Origin of the sequence: Pseudomonas sp. JAI115, from assembly GCF_014200835.1 — a bacterium.
Lineage (GTDB): Bacteria > Pseudomonadota > Gammaproteobacteria > Pseudomonadales > Pseudomonadaceae > Aquipseudomonas > Aquipseudomonas putida_A.
This window is the reverse complement of record NZ_JACHCY010000001.1, coordinates 910,879-936,320: the sequence shown is the minus strand read 5'-3', so window position 1 is coordinate 936,320 and position 25,442 is coordinate 910,879. Positions and strand designations below refer to the sequence as shown.

The following is a 25,442-nucleotide window of genomic DNA, read 5'->3' as shown; positions in this document are numbered from 1 at the left end:
TGAGTGGCGCACCGATTGAAGACACGAGGAAAGCATGAGCAAGCAGATTCTGATTCTCCCAGGTGACGGTATTGGTCCGGAAATCATGGCCGAAGCGGTCAAGGTGCTGGAGCTGGCCAACGACAAGTACAGCCTGGGCTTCGAGCTGAGCCATGACGTGATCGGTGGCGCGGCCATCGACAAGCATGGCGTGCCGTTGGCCGACGAAACCCTCGAGCGTGCCCGTGCTGCCGACGCCGTGCTGCTGGGCGCAGTGGGCGGCCCGAAATGGGACACCATCGAGCGTGATATCCGCCCTGAGCGCGGTCTGCTGAAGATTCGTGCGCAACTGGGCCTGTTCGGCAACCTGCGTCCGGCGATCCTCTACCCGCAACTGGCTGATGCATCGAGTCTGAAGCCGGAAATCGTTGCCGGTCTGGATATCCTGATCGTCCGTGAGCTGACCGGCGGCATCTACTTCGGCGCGCCACGCGGCACCCGCACCCTGGAAAACGGCGAGCGTCAGTCTTACGACACCCTGCCGTACAGCGAAAGCGAAATCCGCCGTATCGCCCGCGTCGGTTTCGACATGGCCATGGTTCGCGGCAAAAAGCTGTGCTCGGTGGACAAGGCCAACGTGCTGGCGTCCAGCCAACTGTGGCGTGAAGTGGTCGAGCAGGTCGCCAAGGATTACCCTGAAGTCGAACTGAGCCACATGTACGTCGACAACGCCGCCATGCAGCTGGTGCGCGCACCGAAGCAGTTCGACGTGATCGTGACCGACAACATGTTCGGCGACATCCTGTCCGACGAAGCCTCGATGCTCACCGGATCGATCGGCATGCTGCCGTCGGCCTCGCTGGATTCGAACAACAAGGGCATGTACGAGCCTTGCCACGGTTCGGCGCCGGACATCGCCGGCAAAGGCATTGCCAACCCGCTGGCAACGATTCTGTCGGTGTCGATGATGCTGCGTTACAGCTTCAATCTGCACGATGCGGCCGATGCCATCGAGAAAGCCGTCAGCGTGGTACTGGATCAAGGCTTGCGTACCGGTGACATCTATTCGGCCGGTTGCACTAAAGTCGGAACGCAGGAAATGGGTGACGCAGTAGTCGCCGCGCTGCGGAATCTGTAATCTCTCGGGCCCGCTGCGAAATTCAATACAAAGCAGCGGCCCACTTTTCAAGAAGGTGTAGTTGCGATGAAACGTGTAGGTCTGATCGGTTGGCGCGGCATGGTCGGTTCCGTGCTCATGCAGCGGATGCTGGAAGAGCAGGATTTCGATCTTATCGAGCCGGTGTTTTTCACCACTTCCAATGTCGGTGGCCAAGGCCCGTCCGTGGGCAAGGATATTGCTCCGCTCAAGGACGCTTACAGCATTGAAGAGCTGAAAACCCTCGACGTGATCCTGACCTGCCAGGGCGGCGACTACACCAGCGAAGTGTTCCCGAAGCTGCGCGAAGCCGGCTGGCAGGGTTACTGGATCGACGCGGCTTCCAGCCTGCGGATGAACGATGACGCCGTCATCATTCTCGACCCGGTCAACCGCAAGGTCATCGACCAGCAACTGGACGCGGGCACCAAGAACTACATCGGCGGCAACTGCACCGTCAGCCTGATGCTGATGGGCCTGGGCGGTCTGTTCGAGGCCGGTCTGGTCGAGTGGATGAGCGCCATGACTTATCAGGCGGCCTCCGGTGCCGGCGCGCAGAACATGCGTGAACTGATCAAGCAGATGGGCGCGACCCACGCTGCGGTGGCCGATCAACTGGCCGATCCGGCCAGCGCGATCCTCGACATCGACCGTCGCGTGGCCGAAGCCATGCGCAGCGACGCGTACCCGACCGAAAACTTCGGCGTACCGCTGGCCGGCAGCCTGATCCCGTGGATCGACAAGGAACTGCCGAACGGCCAGAGCCGTGAAGAGTGGAAGGCCCAGGCCGAGACCAACAAGATCCTCGGCCGCTTCAAGAGCCCGATCCCGGTCGACGGCATCTGCGTGCGCATCGGCGCCATGCGTTGCCACAGCCAGGCGCTGACCATCAAGCTGAACAAAGACGTGCCGATCGCTGATATCGAAGGGCTGATCAGCCAGCACAACCCTTGGGTCAAACTGGTGCCGAACAACCGCGACATCAGCATGCAGGAGCTGAGCCCGACCAAGGTCACCGGCACCCTGAACGTACCGGTGGGTCGTCTGCGCAAGCTGAACATGGGTTCGCAATTCGTCGGTGCGTTCACCGTCGGCGACCAACTGCTGTGGGGCGCGGCCGAACCGCTGCGCCGCATGCTGCGGATTTTGCTGGAACGTTGATCGCTTGATGCAATGAAAGAACCCGTGCCTTGTGAGAGGTGCGGGTTTTTTTATGCCTCAGGTTTCCCGGTGTCAGGTCTGGCGCCTTCGCGAGCAAGCCCGCTCCCACCCTTGAAATGCGTTCCCCCTGTGGGAGCGAGCCTGCTCGCGAAGGGTTCGGTGCAGACACTGTGCATTCCGACAGAAATTGCCTGCATCTCACTCACCCGGTAAAGTGCCGCTCCCCCCGTTTCGCCAGAGGTAGAACCATGACCCAGGCCCTTGATATTGCCGTCGTCGGCGCCACCGGTACTGTCGGCGAAACCCTCGTACAGATTCTCGAAGAGCGCGACTTTCCGGTCGGCAACCTGCACTTGCTGGCCAGCAGCGAATCCGCCGGCAGTTCGGTGCTGTTTCGCAACAAGAACGTGCGCGTGCGTGAAGTCGACGAGTTCGATTTCAGCAAGGTCAAACTGGTGTTCTTCGCCGCTGGTGCTGCCGTTTCCCTGAGTTACGCGGCGCGTGCCCACGCGGCCGGTTGCTCGCTGATCGATCTGTCCGGCGCATTGCCGGCCGAGCAGGCGCCGCAAGTGGTGCCGGAGGCCAACGCCGAGGTCATTGCCGGTCTGAAGGCACCGTTCCAGGTCAGCAGCCCAAGCCCTTCGGCGACGACGCTGGCCGTGGTGCTGGCGCCGCTGCTCGATTTGCTCGAACTGCAATACGTCAACGTCACCGCCAATCTGGCCGTGTCCGCCCAAGGTCGCGAAGCTGTGACCGAGCTGGCGCGGCAGACCGCTGAGTTGCTGAACATGCGTCCGCTGGAGCCGACTTTCTTTGATCGGCAGATGGCCTTCAACCTGTTGGCCCAGGTCGGCACGCCCGACGCTCAAGGCCACACGCTGCTGGAAAAACGGCTGGTGCGCGAGTTGCGTCAGGTGCTGAAGCAGCCTTTATTAAAGATTTCCGCCACTTGCGTTCAAGCCCCGGTGTTTTTTGGCGATAGCTATAGCGTGACCTTGCAGTCAGCGAGCGCGGTCGACCTGGCAAAGGTCAACGCTGCGCTTGAGGATGCGCCCGGCATCGAGCTGGTTGAGGCCGGCGATTATCCGACTGCGGTGGGTGACGCGGTGGGGCAGGACGTTGTCTATGTCGGTCGCGTGCGCAGCGGTGTCGACGACCCGGCGGAACTTAATCTGTGGCTGACGTCAGATAACGTACGCAAAGGCGCGGCCCTGAATGCTGTGCAGGTCGCTGAATTGTTGATAAAAGACCTGCTGTAAAAGATACTTGGCAACAATTTGTCGACTGATTCTAGGTGAGCGCTATGCTTGCCCGGAGCACTTGATAACGTGTCACCCTCCGGGACTTTCCGGGGCATCAAAGAAATGATCGCGCGCGGCAGTCTGTCGTCGTCGCGCGCAATGCCTTACGGCAGCGGCAATCAACATCTTCTCGCTGGCCGAGGAACGTTCAAACAAAGGATGAGGCTATGGTTCAAGTTCGCAAACTGGTGTTAGCAATAGCGGCCGCCTCGGCGCTGTCCTCCGGTATGGCGCATGCCCTCGGGCTCGGGGAGCTGACCCTGAAGTCGACCCTGAACCAGCCGCTGGTGGCCGAGATCGAGCTGCTCGACGTCAAGGATCTCACCGCTGCCGAGGTGGTGCCGAGCCTGGCTTCACCCGAAGATTTCGCCAAGGCCGGTGTCGATCGCCAGGCCTTCCTCAACGACCTGACGTTCACTCCGGTGCTCAACGCCAGCGGCAAAAGCGTGCTGCGCGTGACTTCGAGCAAGCCGCTGTCGGAACCGATGGTGAAATTCCTCGTGCAGGTGATGTGGCCGAATGGCCGTCTGCTGCGCGATTACAGTGTGCTGCTGGATCCGTCGAAATTCTCGCCACAGACCGCTGACGCCGCCGCGCAACCGGCACCGTCGCAGACCATCACCGCACCGACCACCGGCGCCACGCACCCGTCGCAATACACCACCACGCCGCGCGACACCCTGTGGGAAATTGCCGCGAAGGCGCGCACCGGCGGTTCGGTGCAGCAGACCATGCTGGCGATTCAGGCGCTCAACCCGGATGCGTTCATCGACGGCAACATCAACCGCCTGAAAACCGGTCAGGTGCTGCGCCTGCCGGACTCAGTGGAAAGCACCGCGCTGCCGCAATCGAAAGCGATTGCCGAAGTCGCCGCGCAGAACGAAGCCTGGCGTCAGGGTCGTCGCTATGTGGCCAAGCCGGGTACCGGCCAGCAGCAGCTCGATGCCACCAAGCGTGGTCGCAGCAATGTCGGCGCCGGCCAGAATGCCAAGGACAACCTGAGTCTGGTCTCTGCCGAAAACGCCAAAGGGCGTGGCAAAGGCCCGGCCGGCGATGCCAAGGCCTTGAGCAACAAGCTGGCGGTGACTCAGGAAAGCCTCGACACGACCCGTCGTGACAACGAGGAACTGAAAAGCCGCATGGCCGATCTGCAGAGTCAGCTGGACAAGCTGCAACGCCTGATCGAGCTGAAGAACAATCAACTGGCGAAGATGCAGGCCGAAGGCCCGGGCACTGCGCCAGCCGCGACCGCTGCCGTACCGGCGATCACCGCCGAACTGGCCGCAACCCCGCCAGCCACCCCGGCAGAAGCGGCGCCAACACCTGAATCGGCGATTGCGCCACCGGTCGACACGCCTGCCGAGACGCCAGTGGTTGCGCCAAAACCGGTAGTCGATGAAGACAAAACCTTCAATGAACTGCTGACCAATCCGATCCTGCTGGGTCTGATCGGTGGCGGTGCGGTGGTGTTGCTGCTTCTGCTGTTGCTGCTGGCCCGTCGCCGCAAAGCCCAGCAGGAAGCCGAGAAACACCTGCGCATGGCCCGCGCTCTGGCGGAAGAGCAAGAGTTCTCCGCCGAACAGGATCTGCCGGAAAGCAGCTTCGAAGGCCTGGAAACACCTGCTGCCAGCGTCAAGCTCAACACCCCGGCACCTGCGCCAGCGCCTGCTGCGGTAGTGGCTCCGGTGGTGATGGCTGAGCCGATTGCCGCGCCATTGGTCGCACCGTCCGCCGAGCGTTCCGATGACGTACTGGACAAGGCTCAGTCGCACATCAACGCCGGTCGCCTGAATCAGGCCGCAGCGTTGCTGGAAGAGGGCGTCAGCCTCGAGCCGCAACGCAGTGATCTGCGTCTGAAACTGATGGAGGTTTACGGTCAGCAGGGTGACCGCGATGCGTTCGTGGGTCAGGAGCGTCAGTTGGTGGCCAACGGTGATAACTTCGCCAAGGTCGAAGAGCTGAAAAAACGCTTCCCGGCCATGGCGGTCGTCGCTGTCGCGGGTCTGGCTGCAGCGGCAGCCGCCGCCGAACTCGATGCGCAATACGTCAAGGAGCTGCTGCTCGACGAGCCGGAGGCGCCTGCACCTGAGCCTGCGGCAGACGATCTCGATAGCGCGTTCGACCTGAGCCTGGACGATCTCGACAACATCACTCCGGTTGAGCCTGCACCTGTTGTTGAGCCTGACGCGCCGGTGGAGCTGGACGAGTTCCCGGCCGACGACGATCTGAGCTTTGAATCGGTGCTGCAACAGCAGACCGAGATCAAAGAGAACCTCGACGACCTGTCGGACTTCGACCTCGATCTGGATCTGGGTGCCGAGCCTGCGCCAGCCCCGGCGGCGGATCTGGCGGAGGATGACTTCCTGCTGGATCTGGACGAAGGCGTGAAAGATCTGTCGCCGGCCGAGCCTGTGGTCGCCAACGAAGTGCCACAGGACGATCTGGAGCTGCCGGCGGATTTCGATCTGTCGCTGGCTGATGAAATGGACAGCAACCCGGCGGCCGAGCCTGACGCATTCGCAGCGGAACTGAATGACGTCAACGCCGAGCTGGATCGCCTGTCGCAAAGCATCGCCGAGCCGACCTTCACCGAAGCCGATGCGGCCATGGGCGATGATCTGGGCGAGGACGATTTCGACTTCCTCGCCGGCACCGACGAAGCCGCGACCAAACTCGATCTGGCCCAGGCCTACATCGATATGGGCGACAGCGACGGCGCACGCGACATCCTCAACGAAGTGTTGACCGAGGGTGACGAAAAGCAGCGTGGCGAAGCCAAGGAAATGCTTTCGCACCTGGCATGAGCCAGCGGTAAATAAAAACGGCAGCCCATTGAGGCTGCCGTTTTTGTTTGGGCTGGATTCTGCAGCGCCTGGAATGGCGCTTTCGCGAGCAAGCCCGCTCCCACATTTGAAATGTGCTCTACCTGTGGGAGCGGGCTTGCTCGCGAAGAGGCCGGATCGGTCAACACAGAACTGACTGGCATCCCCGACTCACAGCCTTATAATGCCCGCCTTTGTACATCAGCAGGCTGTCCCACCTTGGCAAACATAGATAACCCGGTCGCCGAAATGGCACCCGAAGGCTTTTACCGTGTGGCACTGGGCGTCGAGTACAAAGGCTCGCGCTACAGCGGCTGGCAGCGTCAGTTGACCGGCGTGGCCACGGTGCAGGAAGAGCTCGAAAAAGCCTTGTCGAAAGTCGCCAATTCGCCGATTTCGCTGCAGTGCGCCGGGCGTACCGATGCCGGGGTGCATGCTTGCGGACAAGTGGTTCATTTCGACACGCCAGTCGATCGTTCGCTGAAAGCCTGGGTGATGGGCGCCAATATCAATCTGCCCCACGACATCAGTGTCAGCTGGGCGCGGGTGATGCCGGCGCATTTCCATGCGCGGTTCAAAGCCATCGCCCGGCGTTATCGCTATGTGATCTACAACGATCAGATTCGTCCGGCGCATCTCAACGAAGAGATCACCTGGAACCACCGCCCACTCGACGTTGAGCGCATGGCTGAAGCGGCGCAATACCTGATCGGCACTCATGATTTCAGTGCGTTCCGCGCCGGCCAGTGCCAGGCCAAGTCGCCGATCAAGAAAATGCACCACCTGCGCGTGACCCGTCACGGCAAGATGATCGTGCTCGATATCCGCGCCAACGCCTTTTTACACCACATGGTGCGCAACATCGCCGGGGTGCTGATGACCATTGGTGCCGGCGAGCGTCCGGTCGAGTGGATGAAGGAAGTGCTGGAAAGCCGCGAGCGGCGCTCCGGTGGCGTGACAGCGCATCCGTACGGGCTGTACCTGGTGCAGGTCGAGTATCACGATGAATTTCCGTTGCCCGAGCGTTTTATCGGGCCACACTTCCTTACGGGTTTCTCGGAACTTGACGGCTGACGCCCTCGAACGCATTTGTTACCATCCGGGACTTTCCCGAATTTGACGCGGAGTTTTTCTCGATATGTCAGCCGTTCGCAGCAAGATCTGCGGGATTACCCGCATAGAAGATGCGTTGGCAGCGGTCGAGGCCGGGGCGGATGCGATCGGGTTCGTGTTCTACGCCAAGAGCCCGCGTGCAGTGAACGTGCAGCAGGCGAGGGCGATCATCCAGGCCTTGCCGCCGTTCGTGACGACGGTGGGCCTGTTCGTCAATGCCAGCCGCTGCGAGTTGGGGGAAATCCTCGATGCCGTGCCGCTGGATCTGTTGCAGTTCCATGGCGACGAAACCGCTGAACAGTGCGAAGGCTGGCATCGTCCGTACATCAAGGCATTGCGGGTCAAGGCCGGCGATGACATCGCGGCTGCTGTCGATGCCTATCCGAGCGCCAGTGGCGTGCTGCTCGACACTTACGTCGAAGGCGTGCCGGGCGGAACCGGCGAGGCGTTCGACTGGTCTTTGATTCCGCAAGCTTTGAGCAAGCCGCTGATCCTGGCCGGTGGCCTCACCCCGGAAAACGTCGCCGACGCTGTGGCCCGGGTCAAACCGTACGCGGTCGATGTCAGCGGCGGGGTAGAAGCGAGCAAGGGCATCAAGGATCATGCGAAGATCCGCGCGTTCATCAATGCCGTACGTAGAAGCTCGCAGGGAGCGTCTACTTCGATGTGACGGCTGGCGAACTGCTGCCGTCCATCAATGCACTTGCACAAAGCAGGCGAGGCTGAGGGTTTCTGGAGTTGCACGCAGGTCATGTTCCGCGCTGACCGCGGCGTTCCACCAACCATCGCCACACACATGAATTTAGCTGAAGGGCATACGCGGGGCTGCGAACCAGAGCGTTCGGGCCGCCGGTACTGGAGAAAGAAAGCATGAGCAACTGGTTGGTAGACAAACTGATCCCTTCGATCATGCGTTCGGAGGTCAAGAAGAGCTCGGTGCCTGAAGGTCTGTGGCACAAATGCCCGTCCTGCGAGGCTGTGCTGTATCGCCCTGAGCTGGAAAAGACCCTGGACGTTTGCCCCAAGTGCAACCACCACATGCGCATCGGCGCACGGGCGCGCATCGACATCTTCCTGGATGCCGAAGGCCGCAACGAGCTGGGTGCAGATCTGGAGCCGGTTGACCGTCTGAAATTCCGCGACGGCAAGAAGTACAAGGACCGTCTGGTCGCTGCACAGAAGCAGACCGGCGAAAAAGACGCGCTGATCTCCGTCAGCGGCACCCTGCTGGGTATGCCGGTGGTGGTGTCGGCGTTCGAATTCAGCTTCATGGGCGGTTCCATGGGCGCCATCGTCGGTGAGCGTTTCGTGCGCGCCGCCAACTACGCCCTGGAAAACCGTTGCCCGATGATCTGCTTCGCCGCCTCCGGTGGTGCGCGCATGCAGGAAGCGCTGATCTCGCTGATGCAGATGGCCAAGACCTCGGCCGTACTTGCGCGTCTGCGTGAAGAAGGCATTCCGTTCATCTCGGTGCTGACCGATCCGGTCTACGGCGGCGTTTCCGCCAGTCTGGCGATGCTCGGCGACGTGATCGTCGGTGAGCCAAAGGCACTGATCGGCTTCGCCGGTCCGCGCGTGATCGAGCAGACCGTGCGTGAAAAACTGCCGGAAGGCTTCCAGCGCAGCGAGTTCCTGCTGGAGCATGGCGCGATCGATCTGATCATCGATCGTCGTGAACTGCGTCCACGCTTGGGCAATCTGCTGGCGCAGCTGACCGGCCAGCCGACTCCTACCTACGTCGCCGCTCCTGTCGAGCCAATCGTCGTTCCACCGGTGCCTGCCAACGTATGACCGAGCGTACCCTTGGCGAGTGGCTCGCCTACCTTGAGCAGTTGCATCCATCGGCCATCGACATGGGGATGGAGCGTTCGCAACAGGTAGCGTCCCGCATGGGACTGGGCCAGCCGGCGCCTCGGGTGATTACGGTCACCGGCACCAACGGCAAGGGTTCGACCTGCGCTTTCGTGGCTTCATTGCTGCGGGCGCAGGGCCTGAGCGTGGGTGTCTACAATTCTCCGCACCTGCTGCGTTACAACGAGCGGGTGCAGCTCAATGGCGTCGAAGCCACTGACGCTCAGCTGTGCGAAGCCTTCGCTGCGGTGGAGGCCGGGCGTGGCGACACTTCCCTGACTTACTTCGAAATGGGCACCCTGGCGGCGTTCTGGCTGTTTCAACAGGCAAAACTTGACGCTGTGGTGCTGGAAGTCGGGCTGGGCGGGCGTCTGGACACGGTCAATGTGGTGGATGCCGATATCGCGCTGGTCACCAGCATTGGTGTCGATCATGCCGAGTACCTGGGTAATACCCGCGAGTCCGTGGCTTTCGAGAAGGCCGGGATTTTCCGTCAGGGCAAACCAGCCTTGTGCGGCGACCTGAATCCTCCGCAGCCGTTGCTCGACAAGGCGCGGGAGCTGGCATGTCCGTTTTTCCTGCGTGGGCGTGATTTCGACCTCGGCATCACAGACCAGCACTGGCAGTGGCGCGGTACCGATGCGCAAGGCCAGCCGGTCGAACTGCGCGACTTGCCGCTGCTCGATCTGCCGATGGAAAACGCAGCGCTGGCGTTGCAGGCGTATCTGCTGCTCGGCTTGCCGTGGAATCCGTCGCAAATTGTTGCTGCCTTGCAGGCCACTCGCGTGGTCGGCCGGCTGGATCGCCGCTCGTTCGAATTCCATGGCAAGCGCGTGAACCTGCTGCTGGATGTGGGGCATAACCCGCACGCGGCGGAGTATCTGGCGCGGCGCCTGGCCACTCGGCCGCCGGTAGGCAAGCGCCTGGCGGTGTTCGGCTTGCTGGCCGACAAGGATCTGGATGGTGTTGTCGGCGAATTGAATGCTAGTGTCCAGCATTGGGCGGTCGCGCCGCTGGATTCGCCGCGTTCGCGTCCGGTCAGTGAATTGCACGCCGGGTTGCAGAACCTTGGCGCGTCCGTCACGTCCTATGACAGTGTCGCAGCGGCGCTGGAAGGGCAGTGTGCGATCGCAGCCAGCGACGACGAGATTCTGTTGTTCGGATCATTTTATTGTGTCGCCGAGGCCCTTGAATGGCTGGCCCGGCGCTCCACGGAGGAAGCGGCAAATGGCTTTGCTGGATAAAGCGTACAAGCAGCGCATGGTTGGCGCCCTGGTGCTGGTGGCACTGGCGGTGATTTTCCTGCCGATGCTGTTTTCCCGCCAGGACGAGCAACGTCAAGTGACGGTCGAGGCGCCTGCCGCGCCGCAAGCCCCTTCGATGCCGCAGGTGCAAATGGAATCGGTGGCCGTGCCTGAGCCGCAGGCTTTGCCGCAAGAACCGGTGCCAGCGGATGAAGAAGTCGCAGAAGACACTGCGCCTGCTGCTCCAGTCGCGGCGGTCTCGGCCCCAACCCCGGCCCCAACGGCGCCCATAGCAATCGCCAAACCGACTGCGCCGCCTGCGGTGGCCAAGCCGATTCCGGCGCCTGCTCAGCCAATTGCTGCTGCGTCGAAGCCTGACACCACGCAAAGTCGCGTCGATGCCAATGGCCTGTCGGTCAGCTGGTCGGTGCAACTGGCCAGCCTGTCGAGTCGCGCCAGCGCCGAAAGCCTGCAGAAAACTCTGCGCAGCCAAGGCTATAACGCCTATATCCGTTCCGCCGATGGCAAGAATCGGGTGTTCGTCGGGCCGCTGATCGAGCGTGCCGAGGCCGATCGTCTGCGTGATCTATTGAGCCGCCAGCAGAACCTCAAGGGTTTTGTCGTGCGCTTCCAGCCCGAGCGCGGCTAGGATCTATCGATTCGATTGAAATGCACTGAAAATCGCAGCTTACCGACAGCGGTGCGCTCTGCTAAAATGCGCCGCCTTATCCGTCTGTAGGCTGCACTGTGCCATTTACCCTGGTTGACTGGGCGATCGTTGCAATCATCGCCATCTCCGCTTTGATCAGTTTGAGCCGCGGCTTCGTCAAGGAAGCATTATCGCTGGTGACCTGGATCATCGCAGGAGCGGTTGCCTGGATGTTCGGTGGCTCACTGTCCGAGTACCTCGCCGGATACATCGAAACCCCATCGGCTCGCGTGATCGCGGGCTGTGCCATCATGTTTGTCGCCACACTGATCGTGGGCGCAATGATCAATTATCTTATCGGCGAGTTGGTGCGGGTGACCGGATTGTCCGGCACCGATCGATTCCTGGGCATGGCCTTCGGCGCGGCGCGTGGCGTGTTGCTGGTGGTCGTGGCAGTCGGGCTGTTGAGCCTGGGGCCGGTACAGCAGGACGGGTGGTGGAAAGAATCACAGCTCGTGCCAAAGTTTCTATTGGTCGCCGACTGGTCCAAAAACCTGATTCTCGGGTGGAGCAGTCGGTGGCTTGCCAGCGGAATCAGCGTACCCGCTGATATTCCGTTCAAGGAGCAACTCTTGCCGTCGGCCAAAACGCCTCAGTGAGTGTTGTTCAGTTCAGATCCATTAAGTAGGGGTTGCGTCGCATGTGTGGCATCGTCGGTATCGTCGGTAAGTCGAACGTCAATCAGGCGCTGTATGACGCGCTAACCGTGCTCCAGCACCGCGGCCAGGACGCTGCCGGTATCGTGACCAGCCATGATGGCCGGTTGTTCTTGCGCAAGGACAATGGTCTGGTGCGTGACGTGTTTCAGCAGCGTCACATGCAGCGCCTGGTCGGCCACATGGGTATCGGCCACGTCCGTTACCCGACTGCCGGCAGCTCGACCTCGGCCGAAGCGCAGCCGTTTTACGTCAACTCGCCTTACGGCATCACCCTGGCGCACAACGGCAACCTGACCAACGTTGAACAGTTGGCCAAGGAGATCTACGAATCCGACCTGCGTCACGTCAACACCAGTTCCGACTCGGAAGTGCTGCTCAACGTGTTCGCCCACGAGCTGGCCCAGCGCGGCAAGCTGCAGCCGACCGAAGAAGACGTGTTTGCCGCCGTGACCGACGTGCACAACCGTTGCGTCGGCGGTTACGCGGTGGTGGCGATGATCACCGGTTACGGCATCGTCGGTTTCCGTGACCCGCACGGCATCCGTCCGATCGTGTTCGGCCAGCGTCACACCGACGAAGGCGTCGAGTACATGATCGCTTCCGAAAGCGTTTCGCTAGACGTGCTCGGTTTCACCCTGATCCGCGACTTGGCCCCGGGCGAAGCGGTCTACATCACTGAAGACGGCAAACTGCACACCCGTCAGTGCGCGACCAACCCGTCCCTGACCCCGTGCATCTTCGAACACGTTTACCTGGCGCGTCCGGATTCGATCATCGACGGCGTGTCGGTGTACAAGGCGCGTCTGCGCATGGGCGAGAAACTCGCCGAGAAGATCCTGCGCGAGCGTCCGGAACACGACATCGACGTGGTCATCCCGATCCCGGACACCAGCCGCACCGCCGCGCTGGAGCTGGCGAACCACCTGGGCGTGAAATTTCGCGAAGGCTTCGTCAAGAACCGCTACATCGGCCGGACCTTCATCATGCCGGGCCAGGCTGCCCGCAAGAAGTCGGTTCGTCAGAAGCTCAACGCGATCGAGCTGGAATTCCGCGGCAAGAACGTGATGCTGGTCGACGACTCGATCGTGCGCGGCACCACCTGCAAGCAGATCATCCAGATGGCCCGCGAAGCCGGCGCGAAAAACGTCTACTTCTGCTCGGCGGCCCCGGCCGTACGCTTCCCGAACGTTTACGGCATCGACATGCCGAGCGCTCACGAACTGATCGCACACAATCGTTCGACTCAGGATGTGGCGGATCTGATCGGTGCAGACTGGCTGATCTATCAGGATCTGCCTGACTTGATCGAAGCAGTCGGTGGCGGCAAGATCAAGATCGAAAACTTCGATTGCGCGGTGTTCGACGGCAAGTACGTCACCGGCGACGTCGACGAGGCTTACCTGGACAAGATCGAGCAGGCACGCAACGATGCCTCCAAGGTCAAGACCCAGGCGGTCAGTGCGATCATCGATCTGTACAACAACTGAGTTTCTACCGGCCCTGAGGGGCCGGTTTTGTATCTGACTTTTAATTTTCAAGAACAGGGCAAGGAGTGACAGCATGAGTCAGGAATGGGATGCCGGTCGGCTGGACAGCGACCTCGAAGGCGTAGCGTTCGATACCCTGGCCGTACGTGCCGGTCAGCACCGTACGCCGGAAGGCGAACACGGTGATCCGATGTTCTTCACTTCCAGCTACGTGTTCCGCACCGCTGCCGACGCGGCCGCGCGGTTTGCCGGGGAAGTGCCGGGCAACGTTTACTCGCGCTACACCAACCCGACCGTGCGCGCGTTCGAAGAGCGTATCGCTGCGCTGGAAGGCGCTGAGCAAGCGGTCGCCACCGCCACGGGCATGGCCGCGATCATGGCGGTGGTGATGAGCCTGTGCAGTGCCGGCGATCACGTCCTGGTGTCGCGCAGCGTGTTCGGTTCGACCATCAGCCTGTTCGAGAAATACTTCAAGCGTTTCGGTGTGCAAGTTGACTACGTGCCGCTGGCCGATCTCTCGGCTTGGGATGCGGCGGTCAAGCCGAACACCAAGCTGCTGTTCGTCGAGTCGCCGTCCAATCCGTTGGCCGAGCTGGTGGATATCACCGCACTGGCGGAAATCGCTCACGCCAAAGGCGCGATGCTGGTGGTCGACAACTGCTTCTGCACGCCTGCCTTGCAGCAACCGCTGAAACTCGGCGCGGACATCGTCGTGCACTCGGCGACCAAGTTCATCGACGGTCAGGGCCGTTGCATGGGCGGTGTGGTGGCTGGTCGCAGCGAGCACATGAAAGAAGTTGTCGGTTTCCTGCGCACCGCCGGGCCGACACTGAGCCCGTTCAACGCGTGGATCTTCCTCAAGGGCCTGGAAACCCTGAATCTGCGGATGAAGGCGCACTGCGCCAACGCCCAGCAACTGGCCGAATGGCTGGAGCAGCAGGACGGTATCGAGAAAGTCCATTACGCCGGTCTCAAGAGTCATCCGCAGCACGAACTGGCCCGGCGTCAACAGAAGGGCTTCGGTGCGGTGGTGAGTTTCGAGGTCAAGGGCGGCAAAGAGGGCGCGTGGCGCTTTATCGATGCCACCCGGTTGATCTCGATCACCGCCAACCTTGGTGACAGCAAAACCACCATCACTCATCCGAGCACCACCTCCCATGGCCGTCTGGCGCCACAGGAGCGTGAAGCAGCAGGGATTCGTGACAGCCTGATCCGCATCGCGGTCGGTCTGGAAGACGTGGCGGACCTGCAGGCTGATCTGTCGCGCGGTCTGGCGGCGTTGTGATCGAGTTGTCTACTCCGAAGGCGGGCACCCATGGCCGCGTGGCGCTGGTTACCGGTGCTGCGCGCGGCATCGGTTTGGGTATCGCGGCCTGGTTGATCAGCGAAGGCTGGCAAGTGGTGTTGACTGATCTCGATCGTGTGCGCGGTTCGAAAGTGGCGAAGGTGCTGGGCGAGAATGCCTGGTTCATCGCCATGGACGTGGCGGATGAAAGTCAGGTCGCGCTCGGCGTTGCCGAGGTGCTCGGCCAATTTGGTCGTCTCGATGCGCTGGTGTGCAACGCGGCAGTCGCTGACCCGCACAACATCACCCTGGAAAGTCTTGATCTGGCGTACTGGAATCGGGTGCTGGCGGTGAATCTCAGTGGGCCGATGCTGCTGGCCAAGCATTGTGCGCCGTATCTGCGGGCGCACAACGGCTCGATCGTCAATCTGGCCTCGACCCGTGCGGCGCAGTCAGAGCCGGATACCGAGGCTTATGCAGCGAGCAAGGGCGGATTGTTGGCGTTGACCCATGCGCTGGCGATCAGCCTTGGGCCGGAGATTCGCGTGAATGCGGTCAGCCCGGGCTGGATCGATGCGCGGGATCCTTCTGCGCGTCGAGCCGAGCCTTTGGCCGATGCCGATCATGCTCAGCATCCGGCGGGCAGGGTAGGGACGGTCGAAGACGTCGCGGCGATGGTGGCGTGGTTGCTGTCACGCAATGCCGGGTTTGTCACTGGGCAGGAATTCGTCGTGGATGGCGGCATGACCAAGAAGATGATTTACACGGACTAAGAAGCGAAGCCGCAAACCTGTGGGAGTGAGCCTGCTCGCGATAGCGGTTTCAGGGTTGTTGCTTTCTTCAGGGAATGAAGCAATTTCGTCTTTTTCAGAAAAACTTCAATCCTGCTATTGACTTAGGTTCGCTACCTGCGTAAATTTCGCGGCCTCGGAGATGCAAACGGGTGATTAGCTCAGCGGGGAGAGCGTCTGCCTTACAAGCAGAATGTCGGCGGTTCGATCCCGTCATCACCCACCACTCCCCGAGAAACTTGCGAAAGCAAGAGGTAGGCTGAAAGTGCCTCCACCGACGCGCAGCGGTAGTTCAGTCGGTTAGAATACCGGCCTGTCACGCCGGGGGTCGCGGGTTCGAGTCCCGTCCGCTGCGCCATATTTTACGAGTCAGACATTGTCTGGTTCGCGATTGCAAAGCACCGAAGCTTTCAGTCAAAACGAGTTACTTGAGCGCAAGCTCAAAGCGATACGCAGCGGTAGTTCAGTCGGTTAGAATACCGGCCTGTCACGCCGGGGGTCGCGGGTTCGAGTCCCGTCCGCTGCGCCATATCTGTTTCAAGGACCACTGAACGCCTTGAAACACCGAAAGCAACCGCTGGTTGTTTCGGAATCGATAGCAAAGACCCTGGTCGAAAGACCGGGGTTTTTTGTGTCTGAAATTTGGCTTTCCTCTCTTCCTCCCTCCTCAATCCAGCGCAAATCCCTGTGGGAGCGAGCCTGCTCGCGAAAGCGGTGTGCCAGCTAATAATGTGCTGGCTGACAGTACGCCTTCGCGAGCAAGCCCGCTCCCACAGGGGGTTGTCGGTGTGCCCGGCGATCTGCTGCGGTGCCACGTCGCATTGATTTTTTGATTCTTTAGTCAAATTTTTGTAACTGGTTGTTTGCCGGACGCTCAGAAACCTTTAAAGTTAACCTTTCGGTCAGCTTTGCACTGTCAACACGCCCTTTGTTTCGCCAAGAAGGGCTTCTGCAAGACTCGAGATTCCCAGTAGATAACCAGAAGGGCGGACACATAACCGCCCAGAGGATGATCCATGTCCAACCGTGATATATCCCGGCGCTCGTTCCTCCAGGGCGGGCTGGTGGCGGGTGTGAGCGTCACGCTCACGCCGCTTAGTAGTCAGGCGCTGGCTGCCTTGATGGAAAACAGCGTCACCGTGCCGTCCGAGAAGTGGCTCGGCAACAACGGCAAGGCACGCCAACGTAACGACGCCCTGTCCAAGGTCTGCGGCAGCAAAGTATTTGCTCGCGACATTCGCTCCAAGGACATGCCGGGCTGGCCTGAGCAGCAAGGCCACGCCATGTTGCTGAAAACCATCAAGGCCGACCGAATCTACGAAGGCTACGACCTGTCGTGGCTGGGCGCCGACTTGCAACCTGACCGCATTGTCACAGCGGCCGATCTGGACAAGGACGGCATCGTCTTCCCGGAAGAACACGCGCCGGATCCATTGCTGCCGGAAGGCAAAGTGCCGATGTTCATCGGCCACCCGGTGGCGATCCTGATCTGGAACGATTTCGAGCGTTTCCGCCAGGCCAAGAACAAACTCAAATTCAATGACAAGGCGATTCGTTACGGTGCACAAGTGCCGTACTACGAAGGCGACCCTTATGGCAGCTTCCGCTACGTGCGCGTAGGTGGCCCGACTTCGGCCGACGAAGACGAATTCGCCAGCCTGAAAGACTCGATTCTGTTCCCGATGCTGAAAAACCGGCGTCCGGTGTGGAATTCCCAGCCGAACCTGCACGGCAACCTGACCGAGCGCGGTCTGTTCTACGCCGACCGCATGAAAAAAGAGATCGATACGCCGCCGGACAACTGGCTGGTGTTCGACGAGCGCTACAAGACCCCGTCGATCGAACCGGCCGCCATGGAGCCGGACAACGGCAACGGCTGGTACGACCCGAAAACCAAGACCCTGCACTTCGTGGTCGCCACTCAGTGCCCGCTGGAAGCGGCGACCGAGACCGCGAAAATGATCGCGCCATCGCGCTTCGGCCTGGCAAACCTGAACATGCACCCGGGTTACACCGTGGGCTACGGTTCCAAAGACCACAACATCTTCGTCTACTACGCGGCCCTCGCTGCGCTGTATGGCGCCGGTGTGCCAATCCGTTTGGCCAACGACCGCTACGAGCAGTTCCAGAGCGGCATCAAGCGCCACCCGTTCGACATCCGCTACCAGCTCGCAGTGGACAAGAATGACTACAGCTTCAAGATTTTCCGTGCCGAGATGAGCGTCGACGGTGGCGGTCGCATCAACTACAGCCCGTCGGTGGCGGCAGTCGGTGCCACGGCAGCGCAGTCGATCTACTACATGCCGCAGAACGATCTGCAGGTCACCGCTTATCACTCGCGTGGTGTTGAAGCGGGTTCGATGCGCGGTTACGGCACCCTGCAAAGCATGGCCTCGACCGAAATGATGGTCGACGAAATCGCCAACCGCCTCGGCGTTGACGCGATTGATCTGCGTCGCAAGAACGCCTTGCGTTCGGGCATGAAAAACACCCAGGGCGCGATTCCGGCCGGTGCCCTGCGCCTGCACGAGATTCTCGACAAGGCCTCGGTGCACGAAGTCTGGAAAAACCGCGACGCGATCAAGAAACAGCGCGAAGCTGCCGACCCGGACAACTGGTACGGCGTGGGTTTTGCCATTTGCCAGAAAGACTTCGGCACCGGTTCCGAAGCGCCGATGGCCAGCATCGAATTCACTGCTGAAGGTCGCATCACTCTGCGTCACATCGGTATTGAAATCGGCACTGGCATGTCCACTTCGCAGGCGCTGGTCGTTGCTGATTTCCTTGGCAGCCCGGCGCACGACGTGAAGACCGGCGAAACCGAATGGAAGGAAATGCAGCTGATCACCAGCGGCAACCCTTACATCATGAGCCAGGCAGAACAGGACAACCTGCTGCGCAACCCGCGCTGGGTTGGCAAGCTGGCCTCGGCGTCGTCCGCGACCAACTCGGCCTACTACTTCAGTCACGCCACCCGTGAAGCGGCGCGCGTGCTGTTCAACAACGGTTTGTGGCCGGCGGCCATGGAAATCTGGCGTCAGGGCCCTTACGGCGGTCAAGCCAACCCTTACGTGGTGCGTCGTGAAGATGCGCATTGGGTCGATGGCAAGCTCACTGCCAATGGCATGCAGCCATTGAGCTTCGAAGAGCTGGCCAAACGCGCTCACGAACGTGGTCTGGTCACCGGCGCCACCGTGCACGCGTTCAACCGCTGGAGCTGGGCCGAGGCCGAATACAGCATCGACGGCGTGCGCGAGCGTCTGCCGCTCGACGGTCTCGCAGTGAAGTACGGTGATGGCGCGCCGAAGGCGAAGAAAGCGTTGATGAGCACGGCGGGTTTCCACCTGCTGGATCGCCAGAACATCAACTATCCGGTGGTCCAGTTGAACAACGCGGCGGTGACTTACTACAGCCCGGTCGCAACTCTGGTCGAGCTGAAGGTCAACAAAGGCTCGGCGGAAGTCGAGGTGCTCAACCACCATTCTTGGGTCGAGTGCGGTCGGGTGCTGGTCGAAGAACTGGTCAAAGGCCAGCTCGAAGGCGGGATTGCCATGGGCATCGGTCACGCGCTGATGGAAGAGATGCCGCTGTACGAAGGCGGACCGGGGGAGGGTGACTGGAACTTCAACCGTTATCGCCTGCCGATGGCCCGTCACGTTGCGGTGTGGAAGCAGACCGCGGAGATTCTGCCGCCGCTGTCGCCAAGCGATCCGTCCAAAGGCATCGCCGAAGTGGTGATGATCCCGGTGGTCGGTGCCATCGGTAACGCCGTGGCGCATGCCATCGGTAAACGTGTTCGCGATCTGCCAATCACTGCTGCGCGCATCAAGGAGGCCCTCAATGGCTAACCGTCCGCTTCAACTGACCCTCAATGGTCAATCCGTCGGCCCGGTGGACATCCCTGATGACCTGCCGATGATCGACTATCTGCACGAATACAAGAACCTCACCGGCTCGCGCCTGGGCTGCGGCCAGGGCATTTGCCACGCCTGCGTGGTGATCGTCGACAACCCGGACGGCACCAGTGAAGAAGTGCGCACCTGCATCACCGGCGCGCATTACTTCGAAGGCAAGAAAGTCCGCACCATCGAAAGTCACGCCAAGCGTGATGAGAGTGGCCAGGTCACTGAGCTGAACCCGATCCAGCAGCGTTTCGTCGACGAATTCGCCTTCCAGTGCAGCTACTGCGCGCCGGGCTTCGTCAACGCCGCGACGGTGCTGGTGGAGAAGCTGCAGCGCCAGCCGATCGTCAAAAGCCAACTGGAAAAAGTCATCGAGGACAGCCTCGGCCACCACATCTGCCGTTGCACCGGGTACGTGCGTTACTACAACGCCACGCGCAACGTGCTGACCGATCTCGGCCTGGTCAAGGAGGGTTGAGCATGAAGCATCTATTGACCCGCCTGACCCTGGCGGTCGGGCTGGCTGCGCCGGTGTTGTTTGCTCACGCTGATGATCAGGTCAAGCGCGGCGGATATCTTGCTCGCGCTGCCGATTGCATGGCGTGCCACACCGCGCCGGGCGGCGCGCCATTTGCCGGCGGGCTGCCGATCGTTTCGCCGTTCGGCACGATCTACGGCACCAACATCACCCCGAGCAAAGAGCACGGCATCGGCCTGTACAGCGATGACGAGTTCTTCGCTGCACTGACCGAAGGCAAGCGTCGCGACGGCGCCAATCTGTATCCGGCGATGCCGTACACCTCGTATCACCTGATGCCGCGGGAAGACTCGGATGCAATCCACGCGTACTTGAAAACCATCGAGCCGATCGAGCGCGCTGCGCCGGTCACCAGTTTGAGCTTTCCGTTCAACGTGCGTCCGGGCCTGATCGGCTGGAACCTGCTGTACGGCAAGGCCTTGAAGCTGGAATCTGCCGAAGGCAAAAGCGCAGCCTGGAAGCGCGGCCAGTACATGGTCGAAGTGCTCGGTCACTGCGGCGAATGCCACACGCCACGCGGCCTGCCGGGCGCGATGCACTTGGATAAGCGCTTGACCGGCGGCATCCTCAACGGTTATCTGGCACCGAGCCTGCTCGCCACCGATCTGGCGGCGCGCGGCTGGAATCAGCAGGATCTGAGCACGTTCCTCAAGCACGGCATGAGCGCCCAGGGCACGATGTTCAACGAGATGTTCCCGGTGTTCCACAACAGCACTCAGGGTCTGAACGATCAGGATCTGGCGGCGATGGCGACGTTCCTGCTTGGCGACCAGCCGCCAGCGGCGAAAGAGCTGACTGAAGTGTCGCTGGACAAGCTCAGCCCGAGCGCCCAGCGCGGCCGTCAGGAATATTTGAACGTCTGCGCCGGTTGCCATGCCGCTGGTGGTGAAGGCAAACCGCACATCGCCGTGGCCATGCGTGGCAATACCACGCTGCGCCTGGAAGATCCGCGCAACCTGGTGCGGGTGATCGAGGACGGCATCGGCGAGCAGAAATTCGCCGGGTTCGAACACATGCAACCGATGCCGGGTTTCGCCGACAAGCTCAAACCTGAGCAACTGACTGATCTGCTGAACTACCTGCGTCAAGGCTGGGGCGGTCAATCGGCTGAACTGGCGGTGAGCGACGTGCAGAAACTGCAGGCTGACGCTCCGGCCGTCGAGCACAAGGCGCACTGACATGCAGCATCTCGATCTACAGGTTGTGCGGCGGGCACTGGAGTGGTCGGTGGCGGGGCAGCGCATTTGGCTCTGCACGGTGCTGACCACTTACGGCTCGGCGCCGCGTGCGCCGGGTTCGTTGCTGGCGGTGAACGATAACGGCCAGTGGATCGGGTCGCTGTCCGGTGGTTGCGTCGAGGAAGACTTTCTCGAGCGCGTCGCTGAAGGTGCGTTTCTCGATGCGGTCAACGTGGTGCGCTACGGCGAAGGTGATGATCCGCGCTCGCAGGTCAGCCTGCCCTGTGGCGGCATTCTCGACGTACTGGTAGAGAAATTTGACGCCGACTGCGAGGTGCAGGCGCATCTGCGTGAACTCGAATCGGCATTGCTCGGCCAGCGCCGTTTGATTCGCGAGGTCGATCTGGCCAGCGGTGCGCGCAGTCTGTTCACTGATCGCGAGCAGGGTGCGCGCATCGAGCGCGAGATTGATCGGGTGCGGATTCGCGTCGGTGCTGCTCAGCGTCTGTTGCTGGCGGGATACTCCAGCGTGGCGCAGGCCTGTGCCGAGTTCGCGGTGGGTCTGGGTTTCGAAGTGATTCTCTGCGATCCGCGCGATGAAGTGCTCGAAGGCGTGGTGCTCAACGGCGTGGAGATTCGTCGACAGTTGCCGTCAGTGTTCATCGCCGATGGCGGCTGTCATCGCGATACCGCGGTGGTGGCGCTGACCCATGATCCGCGCATCGACGATCTGGCGATGATGGAAGCGGTGCGCACCGAGGCGTTTTACATCGGCGTCATGGGCTCGCAGCAGACTTCGCAGAAACGCTTCGAGCGCTTGCGCAGGATTGGTGGGCTGGGGGAGGTCGAGCTGGCGCGGATTCATGCGCCAATCGGGCTTAACCTGGGCAGCAAAACACCCGCGGAGATCGCTTTGGCGGTGCTGGCGGATATCTTGCGGATTCGTAGCGGAATTGCCCGAGACCAGCTCTGATCTGGATTCTGCAAATATTTGTGGCGAGGGAGCTTGCTCCCGCTGGACTGCGCAGCAGGCCTTCTTTCGAAATAAAAGAGGGGCCGCTGCGCGACCCGGCGGGAGCAAGCTCCCTCGCCACAGTTGTTTGTCAGTCAAGAAAGCTGATCAGAAACCCAGCTTGTCACGCAACCCGTAATACCACGCACCCAATGCCGCAAACGGCGTGCGCAGCAACTGCCCGCCGGGGAACGGATAGTGCGGCAGATCGGCAAACGCATCAAAACGTTCAGCCTGGCCGCGCAACGCTTCGGCCAGTACCTTGCCGGCCAGATGCGTGTACGTCACGCCGTGGCCGCTGCAGCCTTGCGAGTAATAAATGTTGTCGCCCAAGCGTCCCACCTGCGGCAGGCGCGACAGGGTCAGCAAGAAATTGCCGGTCCAGGCGTAGTCGATCTTCACGTCTTTCAGTTGCGGGAACGCCTTGAGCATTTTTGGGCGGATGATCGCTTCGATGTTCGCCGGATCTCGCGCACCATAAACCACGCCGCCGCCGAAGATCAGGCGCTTGTCGCCGGTCAGGCGGTAGTAGTCGAGCAGGTAGTTGCAGTCTTCAACGCAGTAATCCTGCGGCAACAGAGTTTTCGCCAGCTCATCGCCCAGCGGTTCGGTGGTGATTACCTGGGTGCCGCACGGCATCGATTTGGCCGCCAGTTCCGGCACCAGATTGCCGAGGTAGGCGTTGCCGGCAACGATGATGAACTTGGCCCTGACCTTGCCTTGCGGCGTGTGCACCACCGGGTTGGCACCACGCTCGATGCGCACGGCTGGCGATTGCTCATAGATGGTGCCGCCGAGGGACTCGACCGCAGCAGCTTCACCGAGCGCCAGGTTCAGCGGATGAATGTGGCCGCCGCTCATGTCGAGCATGCCGCCGACGTATTGATCGCACGCCACCACTTCGCGAATGCGGCGCTGATCGAGCAGTTCCAGTTGCGTGTGGCCAAAGCGCTCCCACAGGCGCTTCTGCGATTCCAGGTGTCCCATCTGCTTGGCGGAGAGCGCGGCGAACACGCCGCCGTCCTTCAGGTCGCACTGGATGTCGTACTTGGCCACGCGCTCACGGATTATCCGTCCGCCTTCGAAGGCCATCTGCCCGAGCAGTTGCGCCTGCTTTGGGCCAACCGTGCGCTCGATGACGTCGATGTCACGGCTATAGCTGTTGACGATCTGCCCGCCATTACGCCCCGACGCACCGAAGCCGACCTTGGCCGCTTCCAGCACCGTCACGCGAAAACCGTTCTCCAACAGAAACAACGCCGACGACAGCCCGGTATACCCGGCGCCGATCACACAGACATCCGTCTCCACATCATCCTGCAAGGCCGGACGTGGCGGTACGGCATTGGCCGACGCAGCGTAATAAGACTCTGGGTAAGGGGTGTTCGCCATCCTGCAGCCTCTGTTTAATATATTTTACGAGTGCGTCGATCCTACCCGAGTTGAAAAACCTCCGCCAGCCACCGGAAAAATCTAATCTGCCGGCCCGAAATTAAATATTTTGCATATTCATAGGGTTAGGTGAAAAAAAGGTGTTGACACCCCTCCGGAATTCCGTAGAATGCCGCCTCACAGCAGGCACGTAGCTCAGTTGGTTAGAGCACCACCTTGACATGGTGGGGGTCGTTGGTTCGAGTCCAATCGCGCCTACCAAACAAAATCCGCTCTGCTGGGCGGTCTAGAAGGGCTCACCGAAAGGTGGGCCCTTTTTTGTTGTCTGCGATTTGCAAAACTTTTGCAAAGCTTTTTCAAAACCCCCACCTCAGCGCACCTTCCAACACTGCATCTCTTCCGTTACCCAAGCGCTTAGCGTGTTTCGAAATAACACGATCTGTTGATATGGCGTTCTGTTCTTTTTTTGGATCCGTCGAAAAAGTGTGGATATTGAACGGGTTACCGGTATTTTTAACCGACCGGTTATCAAAAAAATGTTGTTGCTGATCGTGAACTTCAGTAACATCTGCCCCGCGTTCACCACCACGGTTTATGCATTTTTAAATCCCAAGCTTCCATCAGCTGCTTGGGATTTTTTTTGCCTGCGATTTGGCGAATTCCGTTTCTGTCTCTCTGTTTCCTGCGCGAAGCTTTCCAGCCCCATTGCTGTGTGCGGGCGCAACCGGCTTTTTTCGACTACTACTGACTGGCGTTTTCCAGGGATTTCTCAAAGGAGTTCGTCGATGCTGGTTCACTGGTTTCTCGCCGCTATTCATCTCTTGGCTTTTGCACTGGGCTTCTGGGCCGTGTTGACCCGTGGCACGGCGTTCAGTCGTCTGGCGGCTGGCGTCGGCGAGGCCAGGCGGGTTTTGCTCGCTGATAATCTGTGGGGGATTGCTGCGCTGGTGCTACTGGTGACCGGTGGCATGCGCGCCTTCGGTGGCTTCGAAAAGGGCACTGACTACTATCTGCACCAGCCGCTGTTTCATTTGAAGATGACGTTGTTCGTGCTGATTCTGCTGACAGAGCTGGCGCCGATGATCACGCTGGTCAAATGGCGGATCGCATTGGCGCGGGGCAAGGTGCTCGATACCGGACGTGCAAAGCTGTTCGCGCGGATCAGCCATGTCGAGGCGCTGCTGTTGGTACTGATGATGATTGCAGCTACCGGCATGGCGCGCGGCGTGACGTTCGGCTAGCAGGGAGCAATTCCCTGTGTCCTCTCGGAAATGTCTGACAGCCAGGCTGGGTAGTCGCAGGTAGTATCGCGTTGCAGGAGAAAGGGAAGGGGGCGAATGAGCGGAGAAGAGTATGTGTCAGGCGCCGTGCCCAGTGGACTGGGGAGCGGATGGCAGTACGGCGCGTGAATCTTTAGCCAGTCATTACGCAGAGGCAAACGGACTGGCTACTGACTGCAATGCGGCTCAGGGAGTTTGTGGCTTGTCCGGGGCGGTCAGGCCAGCCTGAATGCGCTGATAGATCTCTTCACGGTGCACGGCAACGTTTTTCGGGGCGTTGATGCCGATACGGACTTGCTGACCGCTTACGCCGAGGATGGTGATCGTAATGTCATCACCAATATTTATGCTTTCACCGACTTTGCGGGTGAGTATCAGCATGGTCTTCTCCTTGATTGCTTTGTAGGGCACCTGATTCAGACAGTGCAGAGGTCGGTGGTACGTATAGATTAGTGCGAAGTCTCACGGTTTGGGTGCCTCTTTCTGACGCGCAGATGCGGCATTAATTCCCAGGGCGTAACTATACAGAGGCTGCAATCATCAATCTCGTTGTTTTGTGCCCATTTTGCGGGCCTCGCGAAG

At 60.7% G+C, this 25,442-nt stretch carries 20 protein-coding genes and 4 tRNA genes; 22 read left to right on the top strand and 2 right to left on the bottom strand.

The window, feature by feature from the left end; all coding sequences use genetic code 11:
- The first annotated feature begins 34 nt into the window (after positions 1-34).
- The 20 genes from leuB (at position 35) to HDC30_RS04120 (ending at position 22,149) form a co-directional block, all read left to right on the top strand.
- Positions 35-1,117, top strand: a complete 1,083-nt coding sequence (gene leuB, locus HDC30_RS04215) for a 3-isopropylmalate dehydrogenase (RefSeq protein ID WP_027611530.1) — start codon at positions 35-37, stop codon at positions 1,115-1,117.
- 66 nt (positions 1,118-1,183) lie between these two features.
- Positions 1,184-2,296: an aspartate-semialdehyde dehydrogenase gene (gene asd / locus HDC30_RS04210; RefSeq protein ID WP_003226428.1), complete on the top strand. Its 1,113-nt coding sequence runs from the start codon at positions 1,184-1,186 to the stop codon at positions 2,294-2,296.
- A gap of 248 nt (positions 2,297-2,544) precedes the next feature.
- Positions 2,545-3,555: an aspartate-semialdehyde dehydrogenase gene (locus tag HDC30_RS04205; protein WP_183780990.1), complete on the top strand. Its 1,011-nt coding sequence runs from the start codon at positions 2,545-2,547 to the stop codon at positions 3,553-3,555.
- Between the two features lie 209 nt (positions 3,556-3,764).
- The gene (locus HDC30_RS04200; protein ID WP_183780987.1) at positions 3,765-6,401 is read left to right on the top strand and encodes a FimV family protein; all 2,637 of its coding nucleotides are present in this window, start codon (positions 3,765-3,767) and stop codon (positions 6,399-6,401) included.
- Positions 6,402-6,668: 267 nt separating this feature from the next.
- Positions 6,669-7,493 (top strand): tRNA pseudouridine(38-40) synthase TruA, encoded by an 825-nt coding sequence (gene truA / locus HDC30_RS04195; protein WP_177439981.1) that lies wholly within the window; start codon positions 6,669-6,671, stop codon positions 7,491-7,493.
- Between the two features lie 64 nt (positions 7,494-7,557).
- Positions 7,558-8,202 (top strand): phosphoribosylanthranilate isomerase, encoded by a 645-nt coding sequence (locus HDC30_RS04190; RefSeq protein ID WP_183780985.1) that lies wholly within the window; start codon positions 7,558-7,560, stop codon positions 8,200-8,202.
- A 200-nt stretch (positions 8,203-8,402) separates the two neighbouring features.
- Positions 8,403-9,323 (top strand): acetyl-CoA carboxylase, carboxyltransferase subunit beta, encoded by a 921-nt coding sequence (accD, locus tag HDC30_RS04185; RefSeq protein WP_027611535.1) that lies wholly within the window; start codon positions 8,403-8,405, stop codon positions 9,321-9,323.
- The gene (folC, locus tag HDC30_RS04180; protein ID WP_183780983.1) at positions 9,320-10,627 is read left to right on the top strand and encodes a bifunctional tetrahydrofolate synthase/dihydrofolate synthase; all 1,308 of its coding nucleotides are present in this window, start codon (positions 9,320-9,322) and stop codon (positions 10,625-10,627) included. The genes accD and folC overlap by 4 nt, the downstream gene beginning before the upstream one ends.
- Positions 10,611-11,276, top strand: a complete 666-nt coding sequence (locus HDC30_RS04175) for an SPOR domain-containing protein (RefSeq protein ID WP_150369135.1) — start codon at positions 10,611-10,613, stop codon at positions 11,274-11,276. Before folC ends, HDC30_RS04175 begins: the two co-directional genes overlap by 17 nt.
- Before the next feature lie 98 nt (positions 11,277-11,374).
- A complete protein-coding gene (locus HDC30_RS04170) occupies positions 11,375-11,935 on the top strand; it encodes a CvpA family protein (RefSeq protein ID WP_027611538.1) in 561 nt (186 codons plus the stop codon).
- A 41-nt stretch (positions 11,936-11,976) separates the two neighbouring features.
- Positions 11,977-13,482, top strand: a complete 1,506-nt coding sequence (purF, locus tag HDC30_RS04165) for an amidophosphoribosyltransferase (protein WP_003226416.1) — start codon at positions 11,977-11,979, stop codon at positions 13,480-13,482.
- Positions 13,483-13,555: 73 nt separating this feature from the next.
- A complete protein-coding gene (locus HDC30_RS04160) occupies positions 13,556-14,767 on the top strand; it encodes an O-succinylhomoserine sulfhydrylase (RefSeq protein ID WP_183780981.1) in 1,212 nt (403 codons plus the stop codon).
- On the top strand, positions 14,764-15,540 hold the full coding sequence (locus HDC30_RS04155; RefSeq protein ID WP_115989372.1) for an SDR family oxidoreductase: 777 nt from the start codon (positions 14,764-14,766) through the stop codon (positions 15,538-15,540). Before HDC30_RS04160 ends, HDC30_RS04155 begins: the two co-directional genes overlap by 4 nt.
- Before the next feature lie 168 nt (positions 15,541-15,708).
- Positions 15,709-15,784: transfer RNA gene (locus tag HDC30_RS04150), tRNA-Val, on the top strand.
- A 55-nt stretch (positions 15,785-15,839) separates the two neighbouring features.
- Positions 15,840-15,916 (top strand) — tRNA-Asp (locus tag HDC30_RS04145).
- Positions 15,917-16,010: 94 nt separating this feature from the next.
- A tRNA-Asp gene (locus tag HDC30_RS04140) sits at positions 16,011-16,087 on the top strand.
- 487 nt (positions 16,088-16,574) lie between these two features.
- A complete protein-coding gene (locus HDC30_RS04135) occupies positions 16,575-19,406 on the top strand; it encodes a xanthine dehydrogenase family protein molybdopterin-binding subunit (RefSeq protein ID WP_183780979.1) in 2,832 nt (943 codons plus the stop codon).
- On the top strand, positions 19,399-19,938 hold the full coding sequence (locus HDC30_RS04130; protein ID WP_003226408.1) for a (2Fe-2S)-binding protein: 540 nt from the start codon (positions 19,399-19,401) through the stop codon (positions 19,936-19,938). The genes HDC30_RS04135 and HDC30_RS04130 overlap by 8 nt, the downstream gene beginning before the upstream one ends.
- Positions 19,939-19,940: 2 nt before the next feature.
- The gene (locus HDC30_RS04125; RefSeq protein WP_183780977.1) at positions 19,941-21,176 is read left to right on the top strand and encodes a cytochrome c; all 1,236 of its coding nucleotides are present in this window, start codon (positions 19,941-19,943) and stop codon (positions 21,174-21,176) included.
- A gap of 1 nt (position 21,177) precedes the next feature.
- Complete coding sequence (locus tag HDC30_RS04120) at positions 21,178-22,149, top strand: XdhC family protein (RefSeq protein WP_027611543.1); 972 nt, start codon at positions 21,178-21,180, stop codon at positions 22,147-22,149.
- A gap of 147 nt (positions 22,150-22,296) precedes the next feature.
- Here HDC30_RS04120 and HDC30_RS04115 read toward each other — a convergent pair whose 3' ends face one another.
- Positions 22,297-23,580, bottom strand: coding sequence for an FAD-binding oxidoreductase (locus HDC30_RS04115; protein ID WP_027611544.1), 1,284 nt, complete (start codon positions 23,578-23,580; stop codon positions 22,297-22,299).
- Positions 23,581-23,764: 184 nt separating this feature from the next.
- Between HDC30_RS04115 and HDC30_RS04110 the strand changes: the two genes are divergently transcribed.
- Positions 23,765-23,841 (top strand) — tRNA-Val (locus HDC30_RS04110).
- 524 nt (positions 23,842-24,365) lie between these two features.
- On the top strand, positions 24,366-24,821 hold the full coding sequence (locus HDC30_RS04105; protein WP_183781335.1) for a DUF2214 family protein: 456 nt from the start codon (positions 24,366-24,368) through the stop codon (positions 24,819-24,821).
- Positions 24,822-25,046: 225 nt separating this feature from the next.
- Here HDC30_RS04105 and csrA read toward each other — a convergent pair whose 3' ends face one another.
- On the bottom strand, positions 25,047-25,241 hold the full coding sequence (csrA, locus tag HDC30_RS04100; protein WP_003179932.1) for a carbon storage regulator CsrA: 195 nt from the start codon (positions 25,239-25,241) through the stop codon (positions 25,047-25,049).
- Positions 25,242-25,442 lie beyond the last annotated feature (201 nt).

What these genes read in the sequence shown, in the direction of transcription:
- HDC30_RS04160 (WP_183780981.1), top strand. Translation starts at nt 13,556, where the DNA reads ATGAGTCAGGAATGGGATGCCGGTCGGCTGGACAGCGACCTCGAAGGC.
- HDC30_RS04200 (WP_183780987.1), top strand. Translation starts at nt 3,765, where the DNA reads ATGGTTCAAGTTCGCAAACTGGTGTTAGCAATAGCGGCCGCCTCGGCG.
- HDC30_RS04130 (WP_003226408.1), top strand. Translation starts at nt 19,399, where the DNA reads ATGGCTAACCGTCCGCTTCAACTGACCCTCAATGGTCAATCCGTCGGC.
- folC (WP_183780983.1), top strand. Translation starts at nt 9,320, where the DNA reads ATGACCGAGCGTACCCTTGGCGAGTGGCTCGCCTACCTTGAGCAGTTG.
- HDC30_RS04125 (WP_183780977.1), top strand. Translation starts at nt 19,941, where the DNA reads ATGAAGCATCTATTGACCCGCCTGACCCTGGCGGTCGGGCTGGCTGCG.
- accD (WP_027611535.1), top strand. Translation starts at nt 8,403, where the DNA reads ATGAGCAACTGGTTGGTAGACAAACTGATCCCTTCGATCATGCGTTCG.
- asd (WP_003226428.1), top strand. Translation starts at nt 1,184, where the DNA reads ATGAAACGTGTAGGTCTGATCGGTTGGCGCGGCATGGTCGGTTCCGTG.
- HDC30_RS04175 (WP_150369135.1), top strand. Translation starts at nt 10,611, where the DNA reads ATGGCTTTGCTGGATAAAGCGTACAAGCAGCGCATGGTTGGCGCCCTG.
- HDC30_RS04105 (WP_183781335.1), top strand. Translation starts at nt 24,366, where the DNA reads ATGCTGGTTCACTGGTTTCTCGCCGCTATTCATCTCTTGGCTTTTGCA.
- HDC30_RS04135 (WP_183780979.1), top strand. Translation starts at nt 16,575, where the DNA reads ATGTCCAACCGTGATATATCCCGGCGCTCGTTCCTCCAGGGCGGGCTG.
- HDC30_RS04120 (WP_027611543.1), top strand. Translation starts at nt 21,178, where the DNA reads ATGCAGCATCTCGATCTACAGGTTGTGCGGCGGGCACTGGAGTGGTCG.
- csrA (WP_003179932.1), bottom strand. Translation starts at nt 25,241, where the DNA reads ATGCTGATACTCACCCGCAAAGTCGGTGAAAGCATAAATATTGGTGAT.
- truA (WP_177439981.1), top strand. Translation starts at nt 6,669, where the DNA reads ATGGCACCCGAAGGCTTTTACCGTGTGGCACTGGGCGTCGAGTACAAA.
- HDC30_RS04205 (WP_183780990.1), top strand. Translation starts at nt 2,545, where the DNA reads ATGACCCAGGCCCTTGATATTGCCGTCGTCGGCGCCACCGGTACTGTC.
- leuB (WP_027611530.1), top strand. Translation starts at nt 35, where the DNA reads ATGAGCAAGCAGATTCTGATTCTCCCAGGTGACGGTATTGGTCCGGAA.
- purF (WP_003226416.1), top strand. Translation starts at nt 11,977, where the DNA reads ATGTGTGGCATCGTCGGTATCGTCGGTAAGTCGAACGTCAATCAGGCG.
- HDC30_RS04190 (WP_183780985.1), top strand. Translation starts at nt 7,558, where the DNA reads ATGTCAGCCGTTCGCAGCAAGATCTGCGGGATTACCCGCATAGAAGAT.
- HDC30_RS04115 (WP_027611544.1), bottom strand. Translation starts at nt 23,580, where the DNA reads ATGGCGAACACCCCTTACCCAGAGTCTTATTACGCTGCGTCGGCCAAT.